Here is a 24,514-nt window from a genome sequence, read left to right as displayed (position 1 = left end):
GGCCTGGTCGCGGCCGCGACGCCGCTGGCGGCGGCGTTCCCGCACGGCATGCACACGCTCGGGCACCAGGTCGTCGACGGGCGCGGGCTGGCCGGGCTCGGCCCCGCCCACGTCGCCGCGCTGGCCTGGTCGGTCGGCCTGATCGCCTGGCTGCTTGTCCACACTGTCCGCACCGCGGCCACGACCGTCTCCGAGCAGCGGCGCCAGCGGCTTCTGGTGGACGTCCTCGCCGACCGCTCCGCGGAGCACGACGCCTTCGTGCTGCCGAGCCGGGAGCCGGTGGCCTACTGCGTTCCCGGCCCCGAGGCCCGGATCGTGCTGAGCCGCGGCACCCTCGACCTGTTGAGCGGGCGGGAGCTGGCGGCGGTCCTCGCACACGAGCGCGCGCACGCGCACGGGCGGCACGACCTGCTCCTGCTGCCGTTCGTCGCGCTCGCGCGGGCCTTCCCCTGGCTGCCCGTCGCGCGGGCGGCGAGGCAGGCCGTGCCCGTCCTGCTGGAGATGCTCGCCGACGACCGGGCCCGCCGCGACCACGGTGACCGTGTGCTGGCGAGCGCCATCGTACGCATGATCACACCGTCGTCCGGCCCGTCGGCGGCGACGCCGGGGCTGGCCGACTCCGGGGTGGTGCAACGCGTGGAGCGGCTCCTGGGCGCGCCGGTCGCGGCGCCCCGATGGGTGCCCGCGGCCGCCTACTCCACCTCGGGGCTGCTGATGAGCGGGCCGGTAGCCGTCCTCACGGCCCCGCTGGTGTGCGGCCTCGTCTGGCCCGGCTGACAGCGGTTCACCGCGATCCCGGTATGACCACGCGCCCAACTTCTACGCTGTGTAGAATTTGGGCCGCCCTACCGAGGAGAGGTCGTGTCGGAACAACAGCAACGCGCCCAGGCCCGGCGTGCCAAGATCGAGGCCCTGCAGGCCCAGGACCAAGCCCAGGACAAGCGCAGGCGCGGCATCGCCCTGTCGCTGTCGGCGATCGGGGCGTTCGTCGTCGTGCTCGCCGCCGTGCTCGTCGTCGCCAAGGTCGGCTCGACCACCGACGAAGGCGGCGCCCAGGTCGTCCGCCCCGACAGCCACCGCCTCCAGACGGCCGCCGACGGGAAGGTCACCCTCGTGGAGTTCCTCGACTTCGAGTGCGAGGCATGCGGCGCGGCCTTCCCCGTGATCGAGCAGCTGCGCGAGCAGTACACCGGCAGGGTCACCTTCGTGGCGCGCTACTTCCCCATCGCCAGCCACTTCAACGCCGAACGCGCCGCCCGCGCGGTCGAGGCCTCCGCCCAGCAGGGCAAATTCGAGGCCATGTACCAGCGGATGTATCAGTCGCAGAAGCGCTGGGCGGAGAAGAAGACGCCGGCCGACGAGCTGTTCCGGTCCTTCGCCCAAAGTCTCGGCCTGGACATGGCCACCTGGGAGAAGGCCTACCAGGCGCCCGCCACCCTGACGCGCATCAACAAGGACGTCGCCGACGGCAAGGCGCTCGGCGTCGAGGGAACCCCCACCTTCTTCCTCAACGGCAAGAAGATCCAGCCCCGCTCCACCGACGACATCAAGGCGGCCATCGATGCTGCGCTCGCCGGCTGACAGCGCCGCGCCGGCGGCCGAACCGGTCGACGAGCGCGGCTTTCCCCGGCTGCTGCCGCGGTTGATGCTGGTCGGCGGCCTGATCGGGCTGGCGGCGGCGTTCGTCCTCGCGGTCGAGAAGATCGCGCTGCTGAAGAACCCCGGCTACGTGCCCAGTTGCAGCATCAACCCGGTGCTGTCGTGCGGCTCCGTGATGACCACCCCGCAGGCGGAGGTGTTCGGCTTCCCCAACCCCTTGCTGGGCATCGCCGCCTTCGCCGTGGTGACGACGGTCGGGGCGGCCCTGCTGGCCCGAGCCGAGTTCCCGCGCTGGTTCTGGCTCGGCCTGCAGGCCGGGGTCACCGCCGGGGTGGTGTTCGTGCACTGGCTGATCTACCAGAGCCTCTACGTCATCGGGGCGCTCTGCCCGTACTGCATGATCGTCTGGACGGTGACCACGGGCTCGCGGCCTCCCGCGCCGGACTGGACGGGGTCGTCGCGCTCGACCTCCAGCGCCTGGACCGGCTCCTGTCGCTCGACACCGAGTCGATGACCGCCACGTTCGAGCCCGGACTGCGCGCACCCGACGCCGAACGGCTGCTCGGCGAGCACGGGCTGACCCTGGGGCACTTCCCGCAGTCCTACGAGTACGCCACGCTGGGCGGTTTCGCCGCCGCCAGGTCCAGCGGGCAGGCTTCGGCCGGGTACGGGCGCTTCGACGACCTGGTCGTGGCCCTGACCGTCGCCACCCCCGAGGGCACCCTGGAACTGGGGCGCGCGCCCAGGTCCGGGGCCGGGCCCGACCTGCGCCAGCTCATCCTCGGCTCCGAGGGCGCGTTCGGGGTCATCACCTCGCTGCGGCTGCGGCTGCGGGTGCGGCGCGCGCCCGCCGAGCGGGTGTACGAAGGGTGGCGGTTCGGGTCGTTCCAGGAGGGTTCGGCCGCGCTGCGGGCGCTCGCCCAGGACGGCCCGCTACCCACCGTGCTGCGGCTCTCGGACGAGACCGAGACCATGATCGGGCTCGCCAGGCCGGACGCCATCGGCGGCGGCGACACCGGCTGCCTGGTGATCGCGGGCCACGAGGGCGCGTCCGTGGCGGGGCGGCGCGAGCAGGCGGCGGCCGTGCTGGAGCGGCTCGGCGGAGTCCCGCTCGGCCCCGAGCCGGGCGCGGCGTGGGAGCACGGTCGCTTCTCCGCCCCCTACCTGCGCGACTCGCTGCTCGCCGTAGGGGCGACCGTCGAGACGCTGGAGACGGCCGGTTTCTGGAGCAACCTGCCCAGGCTGTACGACGCGGTACGGCTCGCACTGCTCGGGGCGCTCGGGTCGCCGCTGGTCATGTGCCACATCTCGCACGTCTACGAGACAGGGGCGTCGCTGTACTTCACCGTGGTGACCGCCCAGGACGAAGACCCCGTCGCGCAGTGGGCACGCGCCAAGGAGGCGGTGAACGCGGCCATCGTCGAGGCCGGGGGGACCATCTCGCACCACCACGGCGTCGGCCGCGACCACAGGCAGGCGTACGCGGCCGAGGTGGGGCCGCTCGGCGTGGAGATCCTGCGAGCGGTCAAGGCGCGGCTCGACCCGGCGGGCATCCTGAACCCCGGCGTGCTGGTGCCCTGAGGCGCCCGCCGCCTCTGTGCCCCCTGTGCCCCCTGTGCCCGCGTGCTCCCCGTGCTCCCTGTGCTCCCCGTGCCCCCGCGTGGCTAGCCGGGTGGGTCCACCGCCTTCGCCGCCTCCGTGGCGGCCTCGGCGGCCTCGCCGAACCTCTGCAGCGCCTCGTACACCTCCGCCAGCGTCGACAGGCAGGTGACCAGCGGCGCGCCGCGCGCGGGGCGGGCGAGCGCGACCGCCTCCAGCGCGAGCGGCAGCGCCTCCTCCGCGCGCCTGCGCCTCAGCAGCAGCCTGGCCGTGGTGCGCAGCGACCGGACGAGCAGCTGCGTGTGCTCGGCCGGGTCGCGCGCCGCCAGATCCCTGCTGAGGGACACCGCCTTCATCGCGTTCTTCATGGCGCCCTGCCCCCAGCGCGGCTGGGTCTGGGCGTACGCGAGCAGGCCCTCGACCTGCTCCACCCCCGTGGTGCTCCGCCGGGTCGCATCATCCGATCCGTTACGGGCCATAGCAGCCCCCTTCGCGGCGACAACCGCTTGCTTGGGGCGTGAGGCTACACCATGGTGAACCTTCTGTGTTCCTAACGGTACGGAGCGTTCATGGTGTGTGCGCCGAAGATCGCGGCCAAGATAGGGACATGGTGGAAGTAACGGCTGAGCGCGGAAAGCAGCTTTCGTCCCGGGTGTCGGAGGAGGGAGCAGGCTGGTCCTGCACGCAGATCGGCACGTTCGCCCAGCTCAGACCCGGCAGGAAGGGCTTCACCTGGTTCAACGCGCGCACGCTCTGGAGATCGCGCAACGAGATCCTCTCCGGTCTGTTCGGTGACCCGTCCGGGCAGGTGCGCCGGCGGTGGGTGGCCGAGCAGGAGGCGCGCGGCGCCGACCCCGGCTTCCGCATCCGCCCCGACGTCGGCGACAGCTTCGACTTCCTGCTGCTCGGCGACACGGGCGAGGGCGACGCCTCCCAGTACGCGGTCGTGCCCGGCCTGCTCAAGGTGGGCGATGGCACGTCCTTCGCGGTCATCGCCAGCGACGTGCTGTACCCGGCGGGCTCGGGCAACGAGTACGGCGACAAGTTCTTCCGCCCCTACCAGGACTACGACGCGCCCATCTACGCGGTCCCCGGCAACCACGACTGGTACGACGGGCTCGGCGGCTTCATGCGCGTCTTCTGCGACGCCCCGCCGCTCAGGCCGAAGCCCGAGCGCGGCTTACGCGGCCTGCTGTGGCGCAAGCCCGAGCCCATCGACGAGCGGCGGCTGGCCGAGGCGCGCAAGCTCAGGAGCCGGCCGTCACAGCAGGCCACGGAGCAGGCCGCGCAGCCGGGGCCGTACTGGGTGATCGAGTCGGACAGCCTGCTCGTCGTCGGCGTCGACACCGGCATCAAAGGGACGATCGACCGTCAGCAGGCCGACTGGCTGCGGCGCGTCTCGCGCGACCCGCGCCCGAAGATCCTGGTCACCGGCAAGCCGATCTACACGCGCAACGAGTACAAGCCGTCCCCCCTGGAAGGCGGCGGCACGATCGACGACATCATCCGCGACCCCGCGCACCGCTACGTGGCCGCCATCGGCGGCGACGTGCACAACTACCAGCGCTACCCGGTCAAGGTCGGCGACCGGGTGATCCAGTACATCGTCTCGGGCGGCGGCGGCGCGTTCATGCACGCCACCCACACCATCCAGCGCGTGGACGTGGCGGGCGTGCACGAGGACGACTTCAGGTGCTACCCGCTGCGCGGCGACTCCCTGTCGTTCTACAGCCAGCTCTACGCCAAGCGGCTGCGGATGAAGTGGATCTACCTCACCCCCGACGAGGCCTCCTGCATCATGTCGGAGCAGATCGGCAACGACCCGGTCCGGCCGCTCGGCCAGGTGAGGATCACCCGCCGGATGCGGTGGGCGGCGCGGCTGCTCGGCTCCTGGCCGATGCCGTTCAGGCTGCCCGTCGCGACGGTCTTCCACCGCTACCTGTCGGAGCTGTCCGACTGGGACACCCCGCCGTTCTTCAAGCAGTTCCTGCACCTGTCGGTCACCCCGGAGACGCTCAAGGTGCGCTGCTTCGCCGCCACCGGCTGCCGGACCCAGGAGCTCGACCCTCCGCTGGAGGACGAGGTCAGCATCAGTTTGTCGTAGCCGTTTGGCACGCTTGGGGCGTGTACGTAGTGGTGGCGGGCGAGACAGTGCTCGAGACGGCGCTCGCGCCGGGCGGGCCGGCCAGGCGACCGGAAGACCTGGCACAGGCCGTGCGAGAGCTGGAGGCCGGGCGGCCCCCGGGCAGGCGGTGGGTGTGGGCCGACACCCGCGAGGCGTACCCGCTGCTGCTGGCCGCCGGCGTGCGCGTGTCGCGCTGCCACGACCTCGCGCTCACCGAGGGGCTGCTGCTCGCCTGCGAGGGCCGCTTCGGCGAGCCGCGCTCGGCCAGGGCTGCCCACGCCCGCCTGCACGGGCTGCCGGTACCCGACGAGCAGCCCAGCATGCCCGGCACGCTGTTCGCGCCCGAACCCCTCGACGCCGAGGCGGTGGCCGAGGTGCTCGCCGACCAGTTGCGGCGCATCGACGCGCTGCCGGAGCCCGGCAGGTTCAGGCTGCTGGTCGCGGCCGAGTCCGCGGGCGCGCTGATCGCGGCTGAGATGGGCCACGACGGCATGCCGTGGCGGCGCGACATCCACGACGAACTGCTGACCGAGCTGCTCGGTCCGCGGCCGGTGCACGGCATGCGGCCCGCCAAGCTGCAGGCGCTGGCCGACGAGGTGTCGGCGGCCTTCGGCCACCCCGTCAACCCCGACTCGGTGCAGCAGCTCGTCAAGGCGTTCAAGACGGCGGGCGTGGCGCTGAAGACGACCCGGTCGTGGGAGCTGAAACAGGTCGACCACCCGGCGGTCGCGCCCCTGCTCGCCTACAAGGAGCTGGCCAGGCTGCACAGCTTCCACGGCTGGGTGTGGGCCGACCAGTGGGTGCGCGACGGGCGCTTCCGTCCCGAGTACGTGGTGGGCGGCGTGGTGTCGGGGCGCTGGGCCACCAGCGGCGGCGGCGCGCTGCAGATCGCCAAGTCGATGCGCAGGGCCGTGGTGGCCGACGACGGCTGGGCGCTCGTCGTCGCCGACGCCGCGCAGCTGGAGCCGCGCGTGCTGGCCGCGATGGCCGGCGACGTCGGCCTGGCCAGGGCCGCCGGCGAGATCGACCTGTACTCGGCGCTGGCCAGGTCGTTCGGCGGCGAGCGCGGCAACGCCAAGATCGCGATGCTGTCGGCCATGTACGGCGGCACCAGCGGCGACGCGTCCAAGCTGCTCGCGGTCATGCGCCAGCGCTTCCCGAAGGCCTACCAGTTCGTCGAGGACGCGGCCAAGGCCGGCGAGGACGGCCGGCTCGTCCGGTCCTGGCTGGGGCGTACCAGCCCGCCGCCGTCCGAGCGGTGGAAGGAGCTCGTGTCGGGGCCCGAGGGCAGCAGGGCGGCCCGCGACCGGGGCAGATTCACCCGCAACTTCGTCGTGCAGGCCACCGCCGCCGAGTGGGCGCTGGCGCTGATGGCGGTGCTGCGCGGGCTGCTGCCCGCCCCGTCCAGGCTGGTGTTCTTCCAGCACGACGAGGTCATCGTGCACTGCCCGCTCGACCAGGCCGAACAGGTCATCGCCGCGGTGTCGGCCGCTGCGGCGGAGGCGTCCAGGCTGCTGTTCGGGCCGACGCCGGTGCGCTTCCCGATGGAGGCGGTCGCGGTCAGCTGCTACGCCGACGCCAAGTGACCCCGGTCCGTCGCACGCCGGTCAGCTGTGCGCCGGGTGGCCGGCGGTCGGTTCGGCGCCTGGTGACCGGCCGTCAGCCGCCGGTCCGGCGCCAGACGAGCAGCAGCCAGAGCCCCGCGGCCGTCACCATCACGCCCACCGTCACACCGAGCACGCCGTACGACAGGATGCCCACGATCGCGCCCGCGATGATCGTGCCGGTCGCGCCGCACACGTTCATGATCAGGTCCGACAGGCCCTGAACGGCCGGGCGGCGCTCCAGCGGCACCGACTCCGACACCAGCGCCGAGCCCGCCACCAGGCCGCACGACCAGCCCAGCCCGAGCAGGACCAGGGCCGCCGTCACCTGCCAGACCCGGTGCCCCGCCGTCCCCGCCAGCGCCGCCGCGCTGAGCAGCAGCGCCATGCCCATCAGCAGCACCGGGATCTTGCCCGCCTTGTCCGCCAGCCAGCCCGCCACCGGCGACATCAGGTACATCCCGGCGATGTGCAGGCTGATCACCAGGCCGATGACGTCCAGGGTCGAGCCGTCGTGGTGGAGCTTGACCGGGGTCATGGACATCACCGACACCATCGCCGTGTGGCTGACCGCGATCATCACCAGCGCCCTGCGGGCCATCGGAGTGGTGCGCAGCGTCTGCCAGGCGTCCCGCACCGTGCGGGTGCGCCTGCCGGTGTCATGCTGGGTGCCGTCCAGCTCCCTGGCCAGCTTCAGCGGGTCGGGACGCAACCCCACGATGATGATCACCAGCGACAGGGCGAACGCGAGGGCCGCGAACGCGAACGGGCCGGCCTTCTCCGCCAGGCCCGCCTGTATCCCCAGTTGGTCGGCGGGTTTGGCCAGGTTCGGCCCAGCGACGGAGCCGATCGTGGCGGCCCACACGACCAGCGACAGGTGACGGGCCGCGTGCCCCTGCGGTGACAGGTCGGTCGCGGAGTAGCGCGCGGCCAGGTTGCCCGCGCTGCCGCCGCCGACCAGCACCAGCCCGGCGAGCAGCAACGGCCAGTTGCCCATGCTGATCGCGGCCACCGAGATCGCGCACCCGGCCAGCGCCGCCACGTACGCCAGAGCCAGGCCCGCCCGCCGCCCGCCCCCGCTGGACGCCTTCGCGGTCGGCAGGGCCAGCAGGGCCGCGCCCAGGACGGTCGCGGTGCCGGCCAAGCCGCTGATGACCGTGGACCCCGACAGCTCGTCGACCACCACCGAGCTGAGCGCCAGGCCGACGGCCACCCCCACTCCACCGACGATCTGCGCCGCGGACAGGACGCTGAGGGTCCGGCGCTGGATGCTGCGGATGCGATCTGCAGGGGAGATTGGGGGCTTTGTGGGGGTGCTGGTCACCCGTGAAGTCTCGCATAGTCCCCGAGATCCACCCAAAGGCGACAGCGAGCCCCCCACGAAACCAGCCCGCTCGCCCCGTGAGCCGCCCCTGGGCTGGTGCTTGTGGCCGAGGGGCGTCTTCGGGGGAGGACGGTGGGCGCGCCTCCGAAGGAAGCCGGCGGTGTTCCGGGGAGGGGCCGGGGCGGCTCTGCGGGCTGGCGGTGGTTCCGAGGGGGAAGCCGGTGAGGACGGCTCGGCAGCGAGGCGGCGGTGGGTCTCCCGGGTCAGAGGACGGTCCAGATGGCGACCGTCCTGCGTTCGGCGGTGGGCACGACGCGCAGGGGCGCGGCGTGCGGGCCGGTGAGCGTCAGGGTGTCGCCGTCGAGGTGCGGCAGGCAGGCCAGCATCCTGGGCACCTTGCGCGCCGTCAGCATCTCGCCGTGCTCGTCGGTGACGACGTACCGGCGGTCGCCGGCCAGCCCCCACGGCTGCACCTCGGCCTCGTCGACGTCGTGACCGCTGGTGGACTTCACCGGATAGAAACGGATGCTCGCCAGCTTCATGCGGCCGACCGTACCGCACGGTCACCCCGGCGAATCGGGCGCTTTCGCGGGACGGTCAGCCGGGCCGGTGGAAGGTGTCGAAGAAGACTCTGCGGGTCTGCGCCTGGTCGTCCCACTTGAGTTCCGGCATGTCGAAAGTGATCTTGAAGGCGGTGCTGTCGTCGATCGTGACGTGCCTGGTCAAAGCGTGCATCGGGACGCCGTTGGCGAGCGTGTAGGTGTACTCCCAGTCGGCGGCCTTCCAGGTGCGGTAGCGGGCCCGCTGGAGCTGCACCTGGATGTAGCCGTCGACGCGGCCGGCCGCCTCCTCGCGGCCCAGCTCCGACAGGCCGCCGTCCGGCTGCGGGGGCGCCTGCTCGACCGTGATCTTGATGCCGGAGTCCTTGGGGCCGGTGAAGGTGGTCCTGCCGCCCGAGGCCGCCGCCTTCCAGTTCGCCGGGACGGCCACCGAGAGCCCGGCGGGCGTGTGCTTCTTGTAGCCCTCCGGCGGGGGCGACGCCTCCGGCTGCGCGGCCGCGGCGCTCGTGGGGGAGGTGGACGCGCCGGTCTTCGGCGCGTGGGAGCCGCCGGAGGTGGCGAACAGGACCACCGCCGTCACCGCTCCGGCCGCGGCGATCCCGGTCACGATCAGGCGGATTGTCGGCCGCCCGTCGCGCAGCCAGCCGCCCGTGTCCGGGCTGCGCCTGCCCTTGGTGGCCCGCTCGGCCTGGCCGGACCTGCTCGAGGTGCGCCGGTGGTCGAGGTCGCGTGCCAGCTCGCGAGAGTGGTCACGCAGGTCGTCCGGGGACGCCATCGGCCACGGGGTGGCTCGGCTGTCACCGCCCAGCGGCAGGATCGGCTTCGGCTCCGGCGGCGCGGTGTGCGGGACGGGCAGCGCGTCCACCACGGGATGCGGCGCCGACGGGCTGCCGGACGGCGAGCTCTCCGGATGCGGGGAGTCGCCGAAGGAGGCGGTCTGCGGTCCCGTGGAGGCGCCGTGGGGGGAGTTCGACGGAGCCGGGCCGGTGGGGGCGCCGAAAGGGGAGAAGCGCTCCGGCGGCGAGGCGGCCGGGCGGTCCGGCGGGTCGAAGGGGGGCTGCTGGGGTCCGGAGCCGCTGCCGAAGGCGTCGAAGCCGGCCGCTCGGGGCGGCCTGCCGGCGCCGGTCCCGTCCTGCACGCTGTCGTACGCCGCGTGGCCGGCCATCGGGTCGTACGGGACCCGCACCGGCCCCGAAGGCGTCTCCACGATCCGCGAGGGCATCGGCCCCGACGGCTGGTCGAGCGGCGGCAGCAGGGCGGCCGGTGTCGAGTCGGTCCGCGTCGGCAGCGACGACGGCGCCTCCGTCCCGCGCGGCCGTACCGAGCCGTGCGCGTGCAGCACCCGCTCCAGCAGCTCCGCGGCCTGCTCCGAGGTCAGCCGCTCGACGGGGTCCTTGCGCAGCAGCCCCTCGATCACCGGCAGGAGCGCGCCCGCCCGCTGCGGCGTGATCGGCTCCTGCGTCAGCACCGCGCCGAGGACGGCGATCGCGTCGGGCCCCTCATAGGGCGGACGTCCCTCGACCGCCGCGTAGAGCGTGGCCCCGAACGACCACAGGTCCGCCGCCTGCGTGATCGACTGGCCCGACAGCCGCTCCGGCGGGACGTACGCCGGCGACCCCATGAGCAGCCCGGTCTGCGTGATCGTCACGTCGCCCTCGATGGCGGCGATGCCGAAGTCGGTGAGCACCACCCGGTCGGCCGTGAGCAGCACGTTGCCCGGTTTGACGTCACGGTGCAGGATGCCGGCCGCGTGCGCGTGCTGGAGCGCCTCCAGCACCCTGATGCCGATCTCCGCCGCCTGGACCACCGGCAGCGGCCCGCTCTGCCGCACCGCCTGCTCCAGCGACCAGGCTTGTACCAGCTCCATGACGATCCACGGCCGGCCGTCCTCCTCGACCACGTCGTGGACGGTCACGATGCTCGGGTGCGTCAGCCGCGCGGCCGATCTGGCCTCCCGCAGCATCCGCCGATAGGCGACCTGTTTGCCCGCGTGGTCCAGCCCGAAGGGCAGGATCAGCTCCTTGACCGCGACGTCACGGGCGAGCAGCACGTCGTGGGCGTGCCACACCATCCCCATGCCGCCCCTGCCGACCGGCGACATCAGCCGATAGCGCCTGCCGATCAGTCTCCCCTGGCTCTGCGGAGCGCCGCCCTCGGCGCCTGGGCCGTGGAGCAAGCGGTCGGCCATGTCCCGTCCCCATCCTCAGCCGCGCCGGTCACACGCGCCGCCGCGCGATCCTTCCAGATTATGAGGTTCGACACGATATGGCAGGTGATTCAGGAAGGGAAGCTGACCATCCCTTGACAATCACCTTGACCTGCTGAAACGCGCTTATTCAAAGGGGCTGCGCGGCCGAATCGGCGAGCGCGAGCAAGGCGCTCGTGAACGCCTCGGCAGGCGGGTTCACCAGGCCCGCACCCACCTGCCCGGTCCCCGCGACCCGCCCGGCGATTCCGGTGTTGACCACGGGCAGCAACCCCGTCCTGGCCACCAGCGTGACGTCGATGCCGACCGGTGTGCCGCGGAAGCCGAGCCCGGGAATCTGATATGCGGGGTGCTCGGCCAGCGTGATCTCGTACATCGACCGCGTCGCCGCCATCGCGTCGGACACCTCCCCGCCCACGAACCGGACGATGGCCGGAGCCGCCGCCATGGCGAACCCGCCCAGCCCGGACGTCTCGGTGATCGTCGAGTCGCCGATGTCTGGATTCGCGTCCTCCGGCCCGTACGCGCCCAGGTAGAGCCCGTCAGGGACGCCCGCGGGGCCCGTGAACCACCGCCCGCCCAGCCCCGACACCTGCACGCCGAAGTCCGTGCCGTTGCGGGCCATGGCCACGACCAGCGACGAGCCGGGCACGTCCCTGGCAGCGTCGGTGCTGACCTTGCCCGCGGCCATCCCGGCGTTGAGAAAGAAGTGGTCGTTGCCGTTGACGAAGCGCAGCACCTCCGAGGCGCTGCCCGGCGCGGCGTCGACCACCGCGGGGGCCAGCTCGCGCAGCAGCAGCGAGGTGGCCGCCCGGTTGCGGTTGTGCAGCTCGTCGCCCATCTGCAGGGCCTGCGCGATCAGCGCGCGCAGGTCGATCGGCCCGGTCAGCGCGAGCGCCGCCGACAACGCCGGGCCGAGCACCTGGTCCATCCACCGCAACCGGTCGATCACCTCCGGGCCGTAGGCGCCGTAGCGCAGCACCTTGCCCAGGCCCTCGTTGAGCGAGCAGTACGCGGTGCCGCCGTGTTCGGCGTCGCGCACCTCGAACATCCACATCGACGGGCTCACCACGCCCGCCATCGGGCCGACGGTCGCGTGGTGGTGACACGGTTCCAGGCGCACCCGTCCGGAGGCGAGCCGTGCCTCGGCGTCCTGCTCGTCGTCCGCGTAGCCCTCCAGCAGCATCGCGCCGACGAGCGCGCCGCGCAGCGGGCCCGACGCGCGCTCCCACTCGATGGGCGGGCCCGCGTGCAGGAACGTCCGCCCGGGCAGGTCCAGGACGTCCGACGCGCGCCGCACCCCCACCAGCTGCGGCAGCGCGGAGGTGAGCCTGCTGACGGCCAGCGCGTTCGCCTGCTCCCGCCGCGGGTCGGCGAGCACCGCCGCCAGCGCCTCGCCCGTGCCGGGCAGCGGCGGCCGCCACGCCACCGGAACGGTCTCCACGGCCTGCGCGTCGAGCGCCTCCTGGAGCAGCCCCGCGCCGACCGTGATCACGCGGGGTGCGGACGCGAGCAGCCGTCCGGGTGCTGTCACAGCAGGCTCCTCGCGTGACGGGCCGCCTCGGCGTTGGAGGTGAAAACCGTCGCGCCCGCCTCGCGGAACGCGGCGGCCTGCCGGTGCAGGTCCTGGGGGTCGCCCTCGGTGCCGACCAGCGCGACGACCACCGTGGCCGGGGCGCGGCTGATCGCGTGGGCCAGCGACGCCGCCGGGTCGGGATCGGCGCCGTGGCCGAGCACGACGTCCATCAGCACCACGTCGCCGGGCTCCGTCGCGGCGAGGGCTTCGAGCCGCAGCGTCGGGTCGATCATCGGATGCGCCCGGCCCCTGGTGTAGGCGTCGTCGCCGTAGTCGACGAACTCGCCGCGTCCGGCGATCAGCGCCGCCTCCGAGCACAGCGTCCCGCCCGAGTAGACGCCCCTCAGCCGGCCCCCCGCCTTCTTGCCCGACCAGCCCGGCCACGCCGGCCACGCCGGGACCGACCTGCCGAGCGTCCGCAACGCCTCCTCCGCCGCCTCCGTCAGGTCCTTCTCGCCGACGAACGCGGACACGACCGGCGTGCGCAGCGTCTCCACCACCTCCCGGACGTGCCGCGCCACCTCGGGCGCCGGCGGCTTGGAGACGAGCACGATCAGCGCGGTCGCCGGATCGTCGTCCAGCATCCGCAGGGCGCGGACCGTGGACCGGCCGCCGACCTCGGCGGACAGGTCCCTGCCGCCGACGCCGAGCACGTGGCTGACCCCCGTCCCCGCGAGGTCCAGCAGGGAGGTCACCTGCTGCGCGCCCGTCCCGGAAGCCGCCACCACGCCCACCGGCCCGGGACGCAGCACGTTCGCGAAGCCCAGCCCGGCGCCCGCGATCACCGCGGTGCCGCAGTCGGGGCCCATGACCAGCACGTCCCGCTCGTCGGCCAGCGTCTTGAGCAGCACCTCCTGGGCCACGGGGACGCCGTCGCTGAAGATCATCACGGGCAGTCCGGCCTGGATCGCGTCCATCGCCTCGCAGAAGGCGTGCTCGCCGGGGACCGACACCAGCACCAGGTCCGCCGGACGCCTGGCGGCCGAGCGGGTGGTGAGCGGCGGCTGCTCGGCCGCCTCGCCCGTGGACCTCGACAGCCGCGTCAGGTGGTCGTCGAGCTCGGCCACCGCCGCCCCGGCCTCCTGGCCGCGCAGGGCCACGAGAAGGTCGCCCGGCTCGGCCTCGGGAAGGGCGAAGCCGAGGTCACGGGCGAGGGCGAGGTTGAGCTCCGTGGCCATGGCGACGATCGCCACGTCCACGCCGGGCAGGCCGGAAAGCTGCCTGCTCACCCGCATGAGCGTGACCGAGTCGTGGTAGACGCCCCGCCTGAGCGACACGACGTCGGACGAGACAGCCCCGCCGCGAACGCCGCCAGACCCGCTCACCGAGGCCCCCACGGACACCGCTCGGTGATCTTGCCCCTTCGTGCACGCCACCCGGCCCGCGTCGTCCTGACCCGTCGCGCACGCCGTGCGGGCCGCCTCATCGGGGCCCGCCGAGGGCGAGGACCGCGGACAGGCCGATCGCGATGCCCTGGGCCAGGTCCGCGCCCGAGGTGTGGCCCAGACGGTGCAGGCGGCGCAGCGCCGGTTCCAGCGCCTGGCCGCCGGTGAGGCCGCGCAGCACGGCGATCACCTCCGGGCTGGCCTCGCCCCGGGCGGCGCAGTGCAGGAGCGTCGCCGAGATCGCGGTGGTGCGGGTGCGGGCGTCGTAGGTGACGGCGGCCGCCAGCCAGTCGGCCAGCCAGACCGCCCGGCCCGTGCCCGCCGCCCTCCCGAGCTGCCGCAACGTCACCAGCAGCCCGGCGAGGACGTCGTCGCCGCTCGGCGTCAGCCCGGGCCCCAGCCCGACCAGCTGCTCCGCCGCGCTCACCGCCCCCAGCAGCCACCCCTTCGCGCAACTCTCCGCCAGCGCCTCGACCACGCTGTTGCCCACCAACCCGGGGACCTGCCAGGCGCCCCCTTCCCGCTGGCAGCCGCTCTCGGGAGGCTTCTCGCGATGCGGGTCCGGGCCGCTCCCGGGGAAGCTCTCCCTCCGCTGCGGGGCGGTCCGGGGCTCTGCCTCGGCAGTCAGGAGCTCCAGGTGGTCGAGGGACGCCGCCAGCCGCGCCCGGGCGACCTCGCCCAACGGCGGCGCGGGGTCCCACCAGCGTCGGGCGCGCAGGCTCAGGGGCCCCAGCTCGACCGTCCCGTCGCCCACCAGGGCCTCGTCACCCACCGTGACCCGCGGAAGGCCGGTCGACAGCAGAACCGAGTTCGGCAGGCGCGTCGCCTCGCCGGTGATGACCGCGAGCACCGACGGCTCGAGATCCGTCCTGACCTCGAGATACACCCCCGCCGGGAAGGCGGCGAGCACCCTGGCGGGACGGCGCTGCGACTCCAGGACGGGCCGCGTCGCGGCGCTGGCCGCACCCGTGACACGCGTGCGCGCCCGCCTCACGTGAGTACCGACGGTCACGGAACCTCCCTACCGACCCTGGACCTGACCGTAGAACGGCCCCGCAACCCTCCGTACGGAGAAATTTGCCAACAGTCAGCGGGAAGGTTGGCTCTTCCTGACAGACCGTTTCTGGGGTCACAATCACCCCATGGAGCCCCCCGTCCGACTCGCCAGCACCGGCACGATCATTCACGGCGTATCCGTCGGCGAGGTGCTCGGCGTCTCGACCCTGGCGGACGCCCAGCTGATCGCGGGGGAGAGGGGGCTCGGCCGCATCGTGCAGCGCCTCAACGTGATGGAGGTGCCGGACATCCTGCCCTGGGTGAAGCCGCACGAACTGCTGCTCACCACCGGCTACCCGCTGCGTAACACGCCGCAGTCGCTCGGCCGCCTGGTCGCCGACCTGGACGAGCGCGGCCTGGCCGCCCTGGGGATCAAGCTCGGCCGCTACGTGGACGAGCTGCCGCCCGAGATGGTCGAACAGGCCGACAGGCTCGGCTTCCCGCTGATCCTGCTGCCGAACGACGTCGGCTTCGACGACATCCTCAACCAGGTGCTCACCGACATCCTCAACCGGCAGGCCGCCGCGCTGGCCCGCGCGGAGGAGGCGCATCGGGCGCTGGTGCAGGTCGTGCTGGCGGGCGGCGGGCTGAACGAGGTGACGGCCGAGGTGGCGGGCCTGCTCGACGTGGCGGTGGCCGCGGTCGACGGCGGCGGACGGGTGCTGGCCGCGGCCGGACCGCCCGAGCATGTGGGCGCCCTGCGTGAGTCGGTCGCCCACGCGGGCCCGCCGATCACACCGGCCCGCCCGCTCTCCGCCAGACCAACCCGCACCTCGGCGGGGTACGAGGCCGCCGCCTCGGCAGGGGCCGGCGAGACCGTCCCCGGTGTGGCGGGTCGCGGGCGCGATTTCGTCTCGGTGCCCGTCGTCGCGCAGGGCCACCACCACGGCCGCATCGTCGCCTACAGCCCGGCCGGCGCCATCCGCGACAGCGACGTCGGCATCCTCGAACGCGCCGCCACGGTCGCCGCCCTCGTCGTCACCACGCAGGAGGCGGTCAACGCGGTCGAAAGCAAGTACCGCGCCGACTTCCTGCGTGACGTCCTCACCGGCAGGGCGGGCACCGCCGAGCGGATCACCGCACGGGCCAGGGCGTTCGGCTGGGACCTGCAACGACCGGTCACCGTCCTGGTGGCCGAGTTGGACCCCGACGGCGACGAGCGCAGCGCCCAGGACCGGCTGGTGTCGTGCTGGACCGCCGCGATGCGCCGCCACGACCCGCGCGGCGCGGTGGCGGGGTTCTCCCACGAGGTGGTGGCCGTGCTCGACGCCACCGTGGACGCCGCCCGAGTCGCCAAGGACGCCGCCTCCGCCTTCGCCGACATCCCGCCGGCCACGTTCTCGACCGGGACGTCCCGCCCGTCGCCCGGCGTCGACACACTGCCGGAGGCGTACTCGCAGGCGCTGAAGGCGGCCAGGGTCGGACGCCAACTCCACGGCCCCGGCGCGGTCGCCCACTTCGACCAGCTCGGCGTCTACCGGCTGCTGTCGCTGGTGAACGACACCGACGAGCTACACGCCTTCGTCCGGGAGACGCTCGGGCCGCTGGCCTCCGACGACGACGCGGAGAACGCCGACCTGCGCCGCACCCTGCAGGTGCTCCTGGAGACCAATCTGAACGTGGCGGAGACGGCCAGGCGGCTGCACTTCCACTACAACACCCTCCGCTACCGCATCGGGAAGCTCGAACGGCTGCTCGGCAGCTTCACCGAAGACCCGCACCTGCGGCTCAACCTCACCCTGGCCCTGCACGTGCTGCGGATGCGCGGCATCTAGGCTTGGGTGCCGTGGACCTGGACTTCGAACTGCAATCCGACTACATCCCGCTGTGTGACCTGCTGAAGTACTGCGGCATCACGGAGACGGGCGGCATGGCCAAGCACCTGATCGCCGAAGGGCTGGTGTCGGTGGACGGCGAGCTGGAACTACGCAAAACCGCCAAGATCCGTGCCGGTCAGGTGGTCACGGGCGAAGGATTCTCGATCCACGTGGCGTAGCGAGTCTTACGACGCCGCCGATGTGGCGCGGCCTGGCGAGCGTACGCGGAGAAGAAGTCGTCGTCGGCTCCGACGGGGCGAAGTACTACCGCCCGTCCCACTGGTTCTGACGGAGTGGCTGACGGCCAGGCGCGTTCCTGGCGTCGCGGTCCTCCCGTCATCCGAAGGACCGCGACCGGTGACGGCGCAGAGGGAGATCGCTGGGGGAAATGGGAAATGTGCGAGAGGGGAGGTCTGGTCAGGGAGGGAGATTTGGCAGATCATGCCGGTGTAGCGGCACGCCGACCGACCTGATGTGCCCGCAACGACCCGGACCGACGCTCTGACGACACCAAGCCCGACGAACACCAAGCCCGACGACGAAGCGCAAACGACGACGAAGCTCGAACGACGAGGCTCGAACGACAGCACCGTGCAAGGGGCGCCTGCGGGGCGGTGCTCGAACCGGTGGCCCGGAAAGAGGGGCTTTCATGGTTTTGGGGTGGACCAAACACGGCGACGGCAAGCACCTGGCTCCCGGAGAGGTCGTCAGGCCGGACGAGCGGCTGACCTGGCCGCGCATGGTGGGCTTCGGCGCCCAGCACGTGGTGGCGATGTTCGGCGCGACCTTCGTCTTCCCGCTGGTGATGGGGCTCGACCCGAACGTCGCGATCATGATGTCGGGTGTCGCGACGATCCTGTTCCTGCTGATCGTCCGCGGCAAGGTGCCGAGTTACCTGGGCACCAGCGCGTCGTTCGTGGGTGGCGTGCTCGCGATCAGGGCGGTGTTCGGCGGCGACACCGCAGGAGCGGACGCCATCGTCACCGGCGCGATCCTGATCGCCGGATTCGTGCTGTTCCTGGCGGGGCTGGCCGTGCACGTCATGGGCGTCCAGATCATCCACCGGATCTTCCCGCCCGTGGTCACCGGCGCGGTGGTCATGCTGATCGGGTTCGGGCTGGCGTACGTGGTGGCCGACGTCTACTGGCCGCAGGACCAGTGGATGGCGCTGGTCACGATGCTGGTGACGTTCGTGCTCGTGGTGGCGTTCAAGGGGTTCGTCGGGCGCATCGGCATCCTGATCGGGCTGGTCGCCGGGTTCGCGCTGTCGTGGGTGGCCGACCGCCTCTTCGGACAGGTCCCGGCCTACTCCGACGGGACGCTCAAGATCCCGGCGCATCCGCGGGTGGACCTGTCCAAGATCGGCGACGCCCCCTGGATCGGGCTGCCCGACTTCCACCTGCCGGACTTCAAGATGTCGGCGGCGCTGCTCGTCCTGCCCGCCGTGATCGCGCTGATCGCGGAGAACATCGGCCACGTCAAGGCCGTCGGCGAGATGACCGGGACGGACGTCGACCCGTACGTCGGGCGCGCGGTCGCCGCCGACGGCGTCGCCACCGTGGTCGCCAGCGCGGTCGGCGGCTCGCCCACCACCACCTACGCCGAGAACATCGGCGTCATGGCCGCCACCAAGGTGTACTCGACCGCCGCGTACTACATCGCGGGCGTGATCGCGATCCTGTTCGGGCTCTGCCCGAAGTTCGGGGCGCTGGTGTCCGCCACGCCGTCCGGCGTGCTGGGCGGCGTCACCGTCATCCTGTACGGCATGATCGGCCTTCTCGGCGCGAAGATCTGGATCGAGAACCGGGTGGACTTCGCCGACCCGGTGAACATGGTTCCGATCGGCGCGGGCATCATCCTGGCGATCGGACCGGTGAAACTCTTGATCAGCGGCGACTTCAGGCTCGAGGGGATCGCGCTCGGCACCATCGTGGTGGTGGGCGGCTACCACCTGCTGCGCGCCATCGCGGGGCCGGCGCCCGCGGCGGCGGTGCCTCCGCCTGCCGGAACCGGGGGCGACGCCGGGTGAAGCCGCCGCCGTTCGAGCACCACGCCCCTCGCGAACTGGGCGAGGCCCTGGACGTCCTGGCCAGGGTGGGGGCGCGCGGCAAGGTGCTCGCGGGCGGGCAGAGCCTGATTCCCATGCTGAACATGCGGCTGGCCGCGCCGGAGCACCTGGTCGACATCAACCGCGTCGCGTCGCTGGCCACGGTGGAGGCCGGCCCGCTCGGCGTCACGGTGGGCGCGATGGCCAGGCACACGCAGGTCGAGCGGGCCCGGGCGCATCCGCTGCTCACCCGGGCGCTCCGGCTGGTCGCCCATCCGGTGATCCGCAACCGCGGCACGGTGGTCGGCAGCCTGGCCCACGCCGACCCGGCAGCCGAGCTTCCCGCCGTGCTGGCCGTGCTGGGCGGTTCCGTCCGGCTGGCCCGCGCGGTCCGCGCGACGCCGGGGGCGGGCGGCGGCGCGGTCCCGGCAGCGGGTGAGGGCGGGGTCGCCGTCCGGGACGTGGGCGCGGCCGAGTTCTTCGTCGGTCCGATGGAGTCGGCCGTCGAGCCCGGCGAGCTGGCCGTCTCGGCGTTCTTCCCCGCGCTGCCCGAGCGGTCGGGGAGCGCGTTCTGCGAGGTGGCCAGGCGGCACGGCGACTACGCGCTGGCCGGGGTGTGCGCGGTGGCCACCCTGGACGAGGACTTCCACCTCGCCGCGGCCCGCGTCGCCTGCATCGGCGTGGGCCCGGTGCCGCTCGTCGTGGACGTGAGCGAGCTGTGCGGCAACCGGCCGTCCTCGGGCGTCGCCTGGGCGGAGGTGGCGCGGGCCGTCCAGGACCGGACGGAGCCGGAAGGCGACATCCACGCGAGCGCCGCGTACCGCCTGCACCTGGTCGGCGTGCTCGCCGAGCGGGCGCTGAAAGAGGCGGTGGCCGACGCCATGACCGGACGGTGAGAGGGAGCGGACGGTGGAGCGCGAGATCACGCTGGTGGTGAACGGCACGGTGCGGCGGGTGCGGGTGCCCGGGCGGCGGCTGCTGTCCGACTGCCTGCGCCAGGACCTCGGCCTGACCGGCACCCACGTCGGGTGCGAGCACGGCGTGTGCGGGTGCTGCACAGTCCTGCTGGACGGCGAGCCGGTGCGCTCCTGCCTCACGTTCGCCGTCAGCGTGGACGAGTGCGAGATCACCACCGTCGAGGGCCTGGCCCGCGAGGGAGCGCCGTCGCCTGACCTGAGGAGCGAGGGAGCGCCGTCGCCTGGACTGAGGAGCGCAGGGAGCGCAGCGACCGGAGCGACGAGGGAAGGCGACGGGTCTCAGCGACCGAGCCGCCTCCACGGAGTGGAGGCCATGAGCGCAGCCATGAGCCCAGTGCAGCGCGCCTTCGCCGAGTGCCACGGCCTGCAGTGCGGCTTCTGCACCCCCGGCTTCCTGTGCACGGTGACGGCCCTGCTCAGGCAGAACCCCGCGCCGACCGACGAGGAGGTCCTGGAGGGCATCTCGGGCAACCTGTGCCGGTGCACCGGCTACCAGAACATCGTCAAGGCGGTGCACCGCGCGGCCGAGCTCCTCGCGGAGGAGGCCCCGGCAGGGCAGGGTGAGCGGCGATGACGACCAGGTTGTTCGGCGAGCCCGTCCAGCGCAAGGAGGACCCCAGGCTGCTCACCGGGCAGGGCCGCTACGTCGACGACCTGGGCCGCGACGCGCTGGTGGCGGCGTTCGTCCGCTCGCCGCACGCGCACGCCCGCATCCGCGACATCGACGTGTCGGCCGCGCTCGACGTCGAGGGGCTGGTGGCCATCTACACCTGGGAGGACCTGCCCGAGCGGGTGGGCCGCCCGCTGCCGTTGCTGATTCCGCACCCCGCGCTCACCCACGGCCGCACCGCCCACCCCCTGGCGAAGGACGTGGTCAGGCACGTCGGCGAGCCCGTCGTCATGGTCGTCGCCACCGACAGGTACCTGGCCGAGGACGCCTGCGCGCTGATCGAGGTCGACTACGAGCCACTCAAGCCGGTCGTCGGCCTGGAGGAGGCGGCGCACGGCGCCACCCTCGTCCACGAGGACGTGCCGGGCAACGTGGGCGCGCACCTGGTGCAGGAGGTGCCGTCGCCCGCCGGGCTGGGCGCGCGCGAGGTGATCGAGGCCGCGCCCCACACGCTGGCGTTCCGGCTCGACATCGAGCGCAGCGCCAGCATGCCCCTCGAAGGACGCGGCGTGCACGCCCGCTGGGACGGCACGGACCTGCGCGTCCACTCCAGCACCCAGACCTCCACCAGCGTCAGGATGGCCGTCGCGGCGGCGCTCGACCTGCCGCTGCCGCACGTCGAGGTGATCGCGCCGGACGTCGGCGGCGGGTTCGGCGTGAAGATCGTCCACCCGTGGCCGGAGGAGGTGCTGGTGCCGTGGGCGGCGATGGTGCTCGGCCGCGAGGTCAAGTGGACCGAGGACCGGCGCGAGCACTTCATCGCGTCGGCGCACGAGCGGGGGCAGGTGCAGCACGTCCGGGTCGGGTTCGACGACGACGGGCGGGTCCTGGGGCTGGACGTGACGATCCTGCACGACCACGGCGCCTACACCCCCTACGGGATCATCGTCCCGATCATCACCTCCACCCAGTTGCTGGGCCCGTACAAGATCGGGGCCTACCGGGTCGAGTTCACCGCCGTGTACACCAACACCGTGCAGGTCACGCCGTATCGCGGGGCCGGGAGGCCGCAGGGCGTGTTCTGCATGGAGCGGACCATGGACAAGATCGCCCAGTACCTGGGCAAGGACCGGGCCGACGTCCGCGAGACCAACTTCATCAGGCCGGACGAGTTCCCCTACGACCAGGGGATGATCTTCCAGGACGGGCGTCCGCTCATCTACGACAGCGGCGACTACCCGCGGATGCTCCGTCTGCTGAAGGACCTCATCGGCTGGGACGACTTCCAGCCGGGCGCGAACCGGGGCATCGGCCTGGGTTGCTACGTCGAGGGCACCGGCGTCGGCCCGTACGAGGGCGGGCACGTGCAGATCACCTCCGACGGCCGGGTGCACGTCTCGACCGGGCTGACCTCGCAGGGGCAGGGGCACGAGACCGTCTTCGCCCAGATCGCCGCGACCGAGCTGGGCGTCCCCATCGAGCGGGTGTCGGTGGTCACCGGCGACACCCGCAGGTTCGGGTACGCGGTGGGGACGTTCGCGTCCAGGGCGGCCGTGGTCAGCGGCAACGCGATCGCGCTGGCCTGCAGGAAGGTCCGGGAGAAGGCGCTGCGTATCGCCGCCGACGCGCTGGAGGCCGACCCGTCCGACCTGGACATCGCCGACGGGCTGGTGCACGTGGTCGGCGCGCCCACCGCGTCGATCCCGCTGTCCACGGTCGCGGTGCTGGCCAACCCGCTGCGTTACGCGTTCGACGAGGAGACGGCCAGGGCCACCCAGTTCGCCGCGCCCGCCGCGCCCGACAGGCCGCCCGTCGCCGAAGGCGAGGAGCCCGGCCTGGAGGGGCGCGACTACTACTCGCCGATCAGGTCCACGTTCGCGGCGGGCATGCACGCGGCGATCGTGGAGACCGACCCGCTGACCGCCGAGATCAGGGTGGTGCGGTACGCGGTCGTGCACGACTGCGGCAGGCTGATCAACCCGATGATCGTCGAGGGGCAGATCCACGGCGGGGTCGCCCAGGGCATCGGCGGCGCGCTCTACGAGCGGATGGTGTACGACGAGCACGGCCAGCTGGTCAACGCCTCGTTCATGGACTTCCTGATGCCGTACGCCACCGAGATCCCGCCGATCGAGACGGCCCACCTGGAGACGCCGTCGCCGCTGAACCCGCTGGGCGTCAAGGGGGCGGGCGAGGCCGGGGTCATCCCCGTCTCGGCGGTGATCGCCGCCGCCATCGAGGACGCCGAGGGCATCGAGATCAACCGGATGCCGATCTCACCGTCCGAGCTGTGGGAGCTCAGAGGCTGACGGGGAGGCTGACCGGGGCCGTCGTGGTCACGGGCCTTCGAGGGGCACGGACCGGGTGGAAAGGGGCCTGCTCACGGCTGTCATGGCAAGATCTGCGGCATGGTGAACCCTTTCCTCCGCGATGGCGAGCTGCGCGCCCCCGGTGCGGGCCTGACGGAGCTGCCCGGCCCGCCCGCCGACCTCGACGGCGTCCGGCTGATCGACCTCGCCTGGAACCGGCTCACCGAGCTGCCCGCCTGGCTGGGCGGCCTGACGTCGCTGACCGAACTGCGGCTCGACGGCAACCGGCTGGAGTCCGTGCCCAGCCTCGCCGGGCTCACCTCGCTGCGCGCCCTGCACCTGGACGGCAACCGCCTCACGGCCTTCCCCGGCTGCCCGCCCTCGGTGGAGGAGCTCTTCCTGTACGGCAACGCCCTGGAAACCCTCCCCGACCGGCTCGGCGGAGACCTGCGCCACCTGGCAGCCGGCGGCAACCGGCTGACCGAGGTGCCCGGCTCGCTGTGGAAGCTGGACCGGCTGGAGTCGCTCAACCTCGCCGAGAACGACCTGACCGAGGTGCCTGCCGCCATCGGCGGGCTGACCCGGCTGCGCATGCTCGACCTCGGGCACAACGCGCTCACCGTGCTCCCGTCCGAGCTGGGCGAGCTGGACCTGACCGACTACCTGTACCTGAGCGACAACCGCTTCGCCGAGGTGCCCGCCGCGCTCGGACGGCTGGACCGGCTCGCCTACCTCAACCTCACCGACAACCGCCTCACCGGGCTGCCGGAGTCGATCGGCGGGCTGGCGTCGCTGGTGGAGCTGCGGCTGTACGGCAACCGGCTGGAAGCCCTGCCCGGCTCGATCGGGCGGCTGGGCCGGCTCCGGGAGCTGCACCTGCGCGGCAACAGGCTGTCCGCGCTGCCGGCGTCCCTCGCGGACCTGGGCGAGCTGCGGCAGCTCGACGTCCGCGACAACCATCTCGCCGCGCTGCCCGATCTTCGCGGCCTGGCCCGGCTCACTCACCTCGACCTGCGCAACAACCGCCTCAGGACGCTGCCGGAGAGCCTGGCCGACCTGCCTGCCCTGGAGAAGCTCGACCTGCGCTGGAACAAGCTCGACGGCGACCCCCGCGTCCTGCGCGTCCTGCGCGAGCGGGGTTGCGTCGTGCTGTGCTGAGCGCGTGCTGTGCTGAGCGCGTCCTGCGCGGCGCGCCGAGAGTTCCCCGCGGACGGCTGAACCGGAGGCGGCGGGGCTGCGTATCTCGGCACATGACGACATTTCCACGCCTGATCGGCTCTGTGGTGGTGCTCGGCCTGGCCGTGGCCTGCTCACCCGGCACCGCCAGCGGCGGGAACACCGGCGGGGGCGGCGGGAAGGTCGCCGACGCCGCCCAGCAGGCGGCGCCGCTCTCCGTCGAGCAGCTCTCCGCGAAGGTGGGCTGCAAGCCGCGCATGCAGGTCAACGCCGCCGACATCCGTACGGGCTACTGCAGGACCGCGGATGGGGAGTTCTTCGTCACCACGTTCAAGACCCAGGCGGGCAAGGACGCGTGGATGGACATCGCGCCCGAGTACAACCCCCACCTGGTCGGCAACCTCTGGACCGTCCTGTCCAGCCGGAAGGTCCTGGAGTTGCTGAAGGAGCGCCTGGGCGGTGACCTGCATCTGAAGGACCACCGGACCAACAAGATGCAGACGGTCCGCTGACAGGCGGGCTGGGACGATCCGGGGCGTCCCAG

20 protein-coding genes and 1 pseudogene are annotated in these 24,514 nt (G+C 72.8%); 14 read left to right on the top strand and 7 right to left on the bottom strand.

Annotation, left to right across the window (positions count from 1 at the left end; all coding sequences use genetic code 11):
• From ABZ297_RS09840 to ABZ297_RS09825, 4 genes and pseudogenes are all read left to right on the top strand, one after another.
• Nucleotides 1-777 (top strand): M56 family metallopeptidase (locus tag ABZ297_RS09840; protein WP_355342243.1); only part of this gene is annotated, 777 nt, incomplete at its 5' end.
• 84 nt (nt 778-861) lie between these two features.
• Nucleotides 862-1,581: a thioredoxin domain-containing protein gene (locus ABZ297_RS09835; protein ID WP_355342240.1), complete on the top strand. Its 720-nt coding sequence runs from the start codon at nt 862-864 to the stop codon at nt 1,579-1,581.
• Nucleotides 1,562-2,113 carry a vitamin K epoxide reductase family protein gene (locus tag ABZ297_RS09830; RefSeq protein WP_355342237.1) on the top strand — a complete coding sequence of 184 codons (552 nt, stop codon included), beginning with the start codon at nt 1,562-1,564 and terminating at the stop codon, nt 2,111-2,113. The genes ABZ297_RS09835 and ABZ297_RS09830 overlap by 20 nt, the downstream gene beginning before the upstream one ends.
• Nucleotides 2,041-3,180, top strand: a pseudogene (locus tag ABZ297_RS09825) (FAD-binding oxidoreductase); the annotation flags it as partial. The gene ABZ297_RS09830 and the pseudogene ABZ297_RS09825, both read left to right, overlap by 73 nt.
• 83 nt (nt 3,181-3,263) lie before the next feature.
• Here the strand turns inward: ABZ297_RS09825 and ABZ297_RS09820 are convergent.
• Nucleotides 3,264-3,677, bottom strand: coding sequence for a hypothetical protein (locus tag ABZ297_RS09820; RefSeq protein WP_355342234.1), 414 nt, complete (start codon nt 3,675-3,677; stop codon nt 3,264-3,266).
• A 128-nt stretch (nt 3,678-3,805) separates the two neighbouring features.
• Between ABZ297_RS09820 and ABZ297_RS09815 the strand changes: the two genes are divergently transcribed.
• The gene (locus tag ABZ297_RS09815) at nt 3,806-5,302 is read left to right on the top strand and encodes a metallophosphoesterase (protein ID WP_355342231.1); all 1,497 of its coding nucleotides are present in this window, start codon (nt 3,806-3,808) and stop codon (nt 5,300-5,302) included.
• Between the two features lie 20 nt (nt 5,303-5,322).
• A complete protein-coding gene (locus ABZ297_RS09810) occupies nt 5,323-6,909 on the top strand; it encodes a bifunctional 3'-5' exonuclease/DNA polymerase (protein ID WP_355342228.1) in 1,587 nt (528 codons plus the stop codon).
• A gap of 73 nt (nt 6,910-6,982) precedes the next feature.
• Here ABZ297_RS09810 and ABZ297_RS09805 read toward each other — a convergent pair whose 3' ends face one another.
• The 6 genes from ABZ297_RS09805 to ABZ297_RS09780 form a co-directional block, all read right to left on the bottom strand.
• Nucleotides 6,983-8,251, bottom strand: coding sequence for an MFS transporter (locus ABZ297_RS09805; RefSeq protein ID WP_355342225.1), 1,269 nt, complete (start codon nt 8,249-8,251; stop codon nt 6,983-6,985).
• A gap of 263 nt (nt 8,252-8,514) precedes the next feature.
• The gene (locus ABZ297_RS09800) at nt 8,515-8,793 is read right to left on the bottom strand and encodes an MOSC N-terminal beta barrel domain-containing protein (RefSeq protein WP_355342222.1); all 279 of its coding nucleotides are present in this window, start codon (nt 8,791-8,793) and stop codon (nt 8,515-8,517) included.
• A gap of 55 nt (nt 8,794-8,848) precedes the next feature.
• Nucleotides 8,849-10,999 (bottom strand): protein kinase, encoded by a 2,151-nt coding sequence (locus ABZ297_RS09795; protein ID WP_355342219.1) that lies wholly within the window; start codon nt 10,997-10,999, stop codon nt 8,849-8,851.
• Nucleotides 11,000-11,147: 148 nt separating this feature from the next.
• Nucleotides 11,148-12,551: a DUF1116 domain-containing protein gene (locus ABZ297_RS09790; protein ID WP_355342216.1), complete on the bottom strand. Its 1,404-nt coding sequence runs from the start codon at nt 12,549-12,551 to the stop codon at nt 11,148-11,150.
• The gene (locus tag ABZ297_RS09785) at nt 12,548-13,870 is read right to left on the bottom strand and encodes an FdrA family protein (protein WP_355342213.1); all 1,323 of its coding nucleotides are present in this window, start codon (nt 13,868-13,870) and stop codon (nt 12,548-12,550) included. The genes ABZ297_RS09790 and ABZ297_RS09785 overlap by 4 nt, the downstream gene beginning before the upstream one ends.
• A gap of 145 nt (nt 13,871-14,015) precedes the next feature.
• Nucleotides 14,016-14,990, bottom strand: a complete 975-nt coding sequence (locus ABZ297_RS09780; protein WP_355342210.1) for a DUF2877 domain-containing protein — start codon at nt 14,988-14,990, stop codon at nt 14,016-14,018.
• A 130-nt stretch (nt 14,991-15,120) separates the two neighbouring features.
• On the opposite strand from ABZ297_RS09780, the gene ABZ297_RS09775 reads away from it, so the two are divergent.
• The 8 genes from ABZ297_RS09775 (at nt 15,121) to ABZ297_RS09740 (ending at nt 24,482) form a co-directional block, all read left to right on the top strand.
• A complete protein-coding gene (locus tag ABZ297_RS09775; protein ID WP_355342207.1) occupies nt 15,121-16,809 on the top strand; it encodes a PucR family transcriptional regulator ligand-binding domain-containing protein in 1,689 nt (562 codons plus the stop codon).
• A gap of 11 nt (nt 16,810-16,820) precedes the next feature.
• Nucleotides 16,821-17,030 (top strand): RNA-binding S4 domain-containing protein, encoded by a 210-nt coding sequence (locus tag ABZ297_RS09770; protein ID WP_355342204.1) that lies wholly within the window; start codon nt 16,821-16,823, stop codon nt 17,028-17,030.
• 470 nt (nt 17,031-17,500) lie between these two features.
• On the top strand, nt 17,501-18,880 hold the full coding sequence (locus ABZ297_RS09765; RefSeq protein WP_355342201.1) for a solute carrier family 23 protein: 1,380 nt from the start codon (nt 17,501-17,503) through the stop codon (nt 18,878-18,880).
• The gene (locus ABZ297_RS09760; RefSeq protein ID WP_355342198.1) at nt 18,877-19,794 is read left to right on the top strand and encodes an FAD binding domain-containing protein; all 918 of its coding nucleotides are present in this window, start codon (nt 18,877-18,879) and stop codon (nt 19,792-19,794) included. Before ABZ297_RS09765 ends, ABZ297_RS09760 begins: the two co-directional genes overlap by 4 nt.
• Nucleotides 19,795-19,807: 13 nt before the next feature.
• Complete coding sequence (locus ABZ297_RS09755; RefSeq protein ID WP_355342195.1) at nt 19,808-20,449, top strand: (2Fe-2S)-binding protein; 642 nt, start codon at nt 19,808-19,810, stop codon at nt 20,447-20,449.
• The gene (gene cutA, locus ABZ297_RS09750; RefSeq protein ID WP_355342192.1) at nt 20,446-22,794 is read left to right on the top strand and encodes an aerobic carbon-monoxide dehydrogenase large subunit; all 2,349 of its coding nucleotides are present in this window, start codon (nt 20,446-20,448) and stop codon (nt 22,792-22,794) included. The genes ABZ297_RS09755 and cutA overlap by 4 nt, the downstream gene beginning before the upstream one ends.
• Nucleotides 22,795-22,893: 99 nt before the next feature.
• Nucleotides 22,894-23,952 (top strand): leucine-rich repeat domain-containing protein, encoded by a 1,059-nt coding sequence (locus tag ABZ297_RS09745; protein WP_355342189.1) that lies wholly within the window; start codon nt 22,894-22,896, stop codon nt 23,950-23,952.
• A 92-nt stretch (nt 23,953-24,044) separates the two neighbouring features.
• Nucleotides 24,045-24,482: a hypothetical protein gene (locus ABZ297_RS09740; RefSeq protein WP_355342186.1), complete on the top strand. Its 438-nt coding sequence runs from the start codon at nt 24,045-24,047 to the stop codon at nt 24,480-24,482.
• Nucleotides 24,483-24,514 lie beyond the last annotated feature (32 nt).

The sequence above is a fragment of the Nonomuraea sp. NPDC005983 genome, assembly GCF_040614375.1.
Lineage (GTDB): Bacteria > Actinomycetota > Actinomycetes > Streptosporangiales > Streptosporangiaceae > Nonomuraea.
The sequence above is the reverse complement of the archived record's forward strand: the minus strand, read 5'-3'. Positions and strand labels throughout refer to the sequence as shown.

Bases quoted from the DNA above. Each gene is read 5' to 3' on its own strand.
- ABZ297_RS09830 (WP_355342237.1), top strand. From the start codon at position 1,562: ATGCTGCGCTCGCCGGCTGACAGCGCCGCGCCGGCGGCCGAACCGGTC.
- ABZ297_RS09800 (WP_355342222.1), bottom strand. From the start codon at position 8,793: ATGAAGCTGGCGAGCATCCGTTTCTATCCGGTGAAGTCCACCAGCGGT.
- ABZ297_RS09740 (WP_355342186.1), top strand. From the start codon at position 24,045: ATGACGACATTTCCACGCCTGATCGGCTCTGTGGTGGTGCTCGGCCTG.
- ABZ297_RS09820 (WP_355342234.1), bottom strand. From the start codon at position 3,677: ATGGCCCGTAACGGATCGGATGATGCGACCCGGCGGAGCACCACGGGG.
- ABZ297_RS09795 (WP_355342219.1), bottom strand. From the start codon at position 10,999: ATGGCCGACCGCTTGCTCCACGGCCCAGGCGCCGAGGGCGGCGCTCCG.
- ABZ297_RS09775 (WP_355342207.1), top strand. From the start codon at position 15,121: ATGGAGCCCCCCGTCCGACTCGCCAGCACCGGCACGATCATTCACGGC.
- ABZ297_RS09745 (WP_355342189.1), top strand. From the start codon at position 22,894: ATGGTGAACCCTTTCCTCCGCGATGGCGAGCTGCGCGCCCCCGGTGCG.
- ABZ297_RS09765 (WP_355342201.1), top strand. From the start codon at position 17,501: ATGGTTTTGGGGTGGACCAAACACGGCGACGGCAAGCACCTGGCTCCC.
- cutA (WP_355342192.1), top strand. From the start codon at position 20,446: ATGACGACCAGGTTGTTCGGCGAGCCCGTCCAGCGCAAGGAGGACCCC.
- ABZ297_RS09815 (WP_355342231.1), top strand. From the start codon at position 3,806: ATGGTGGAAGTAACGGCTGAGCGCGGAAAGCAGCTTTCGTCCCGGGTG.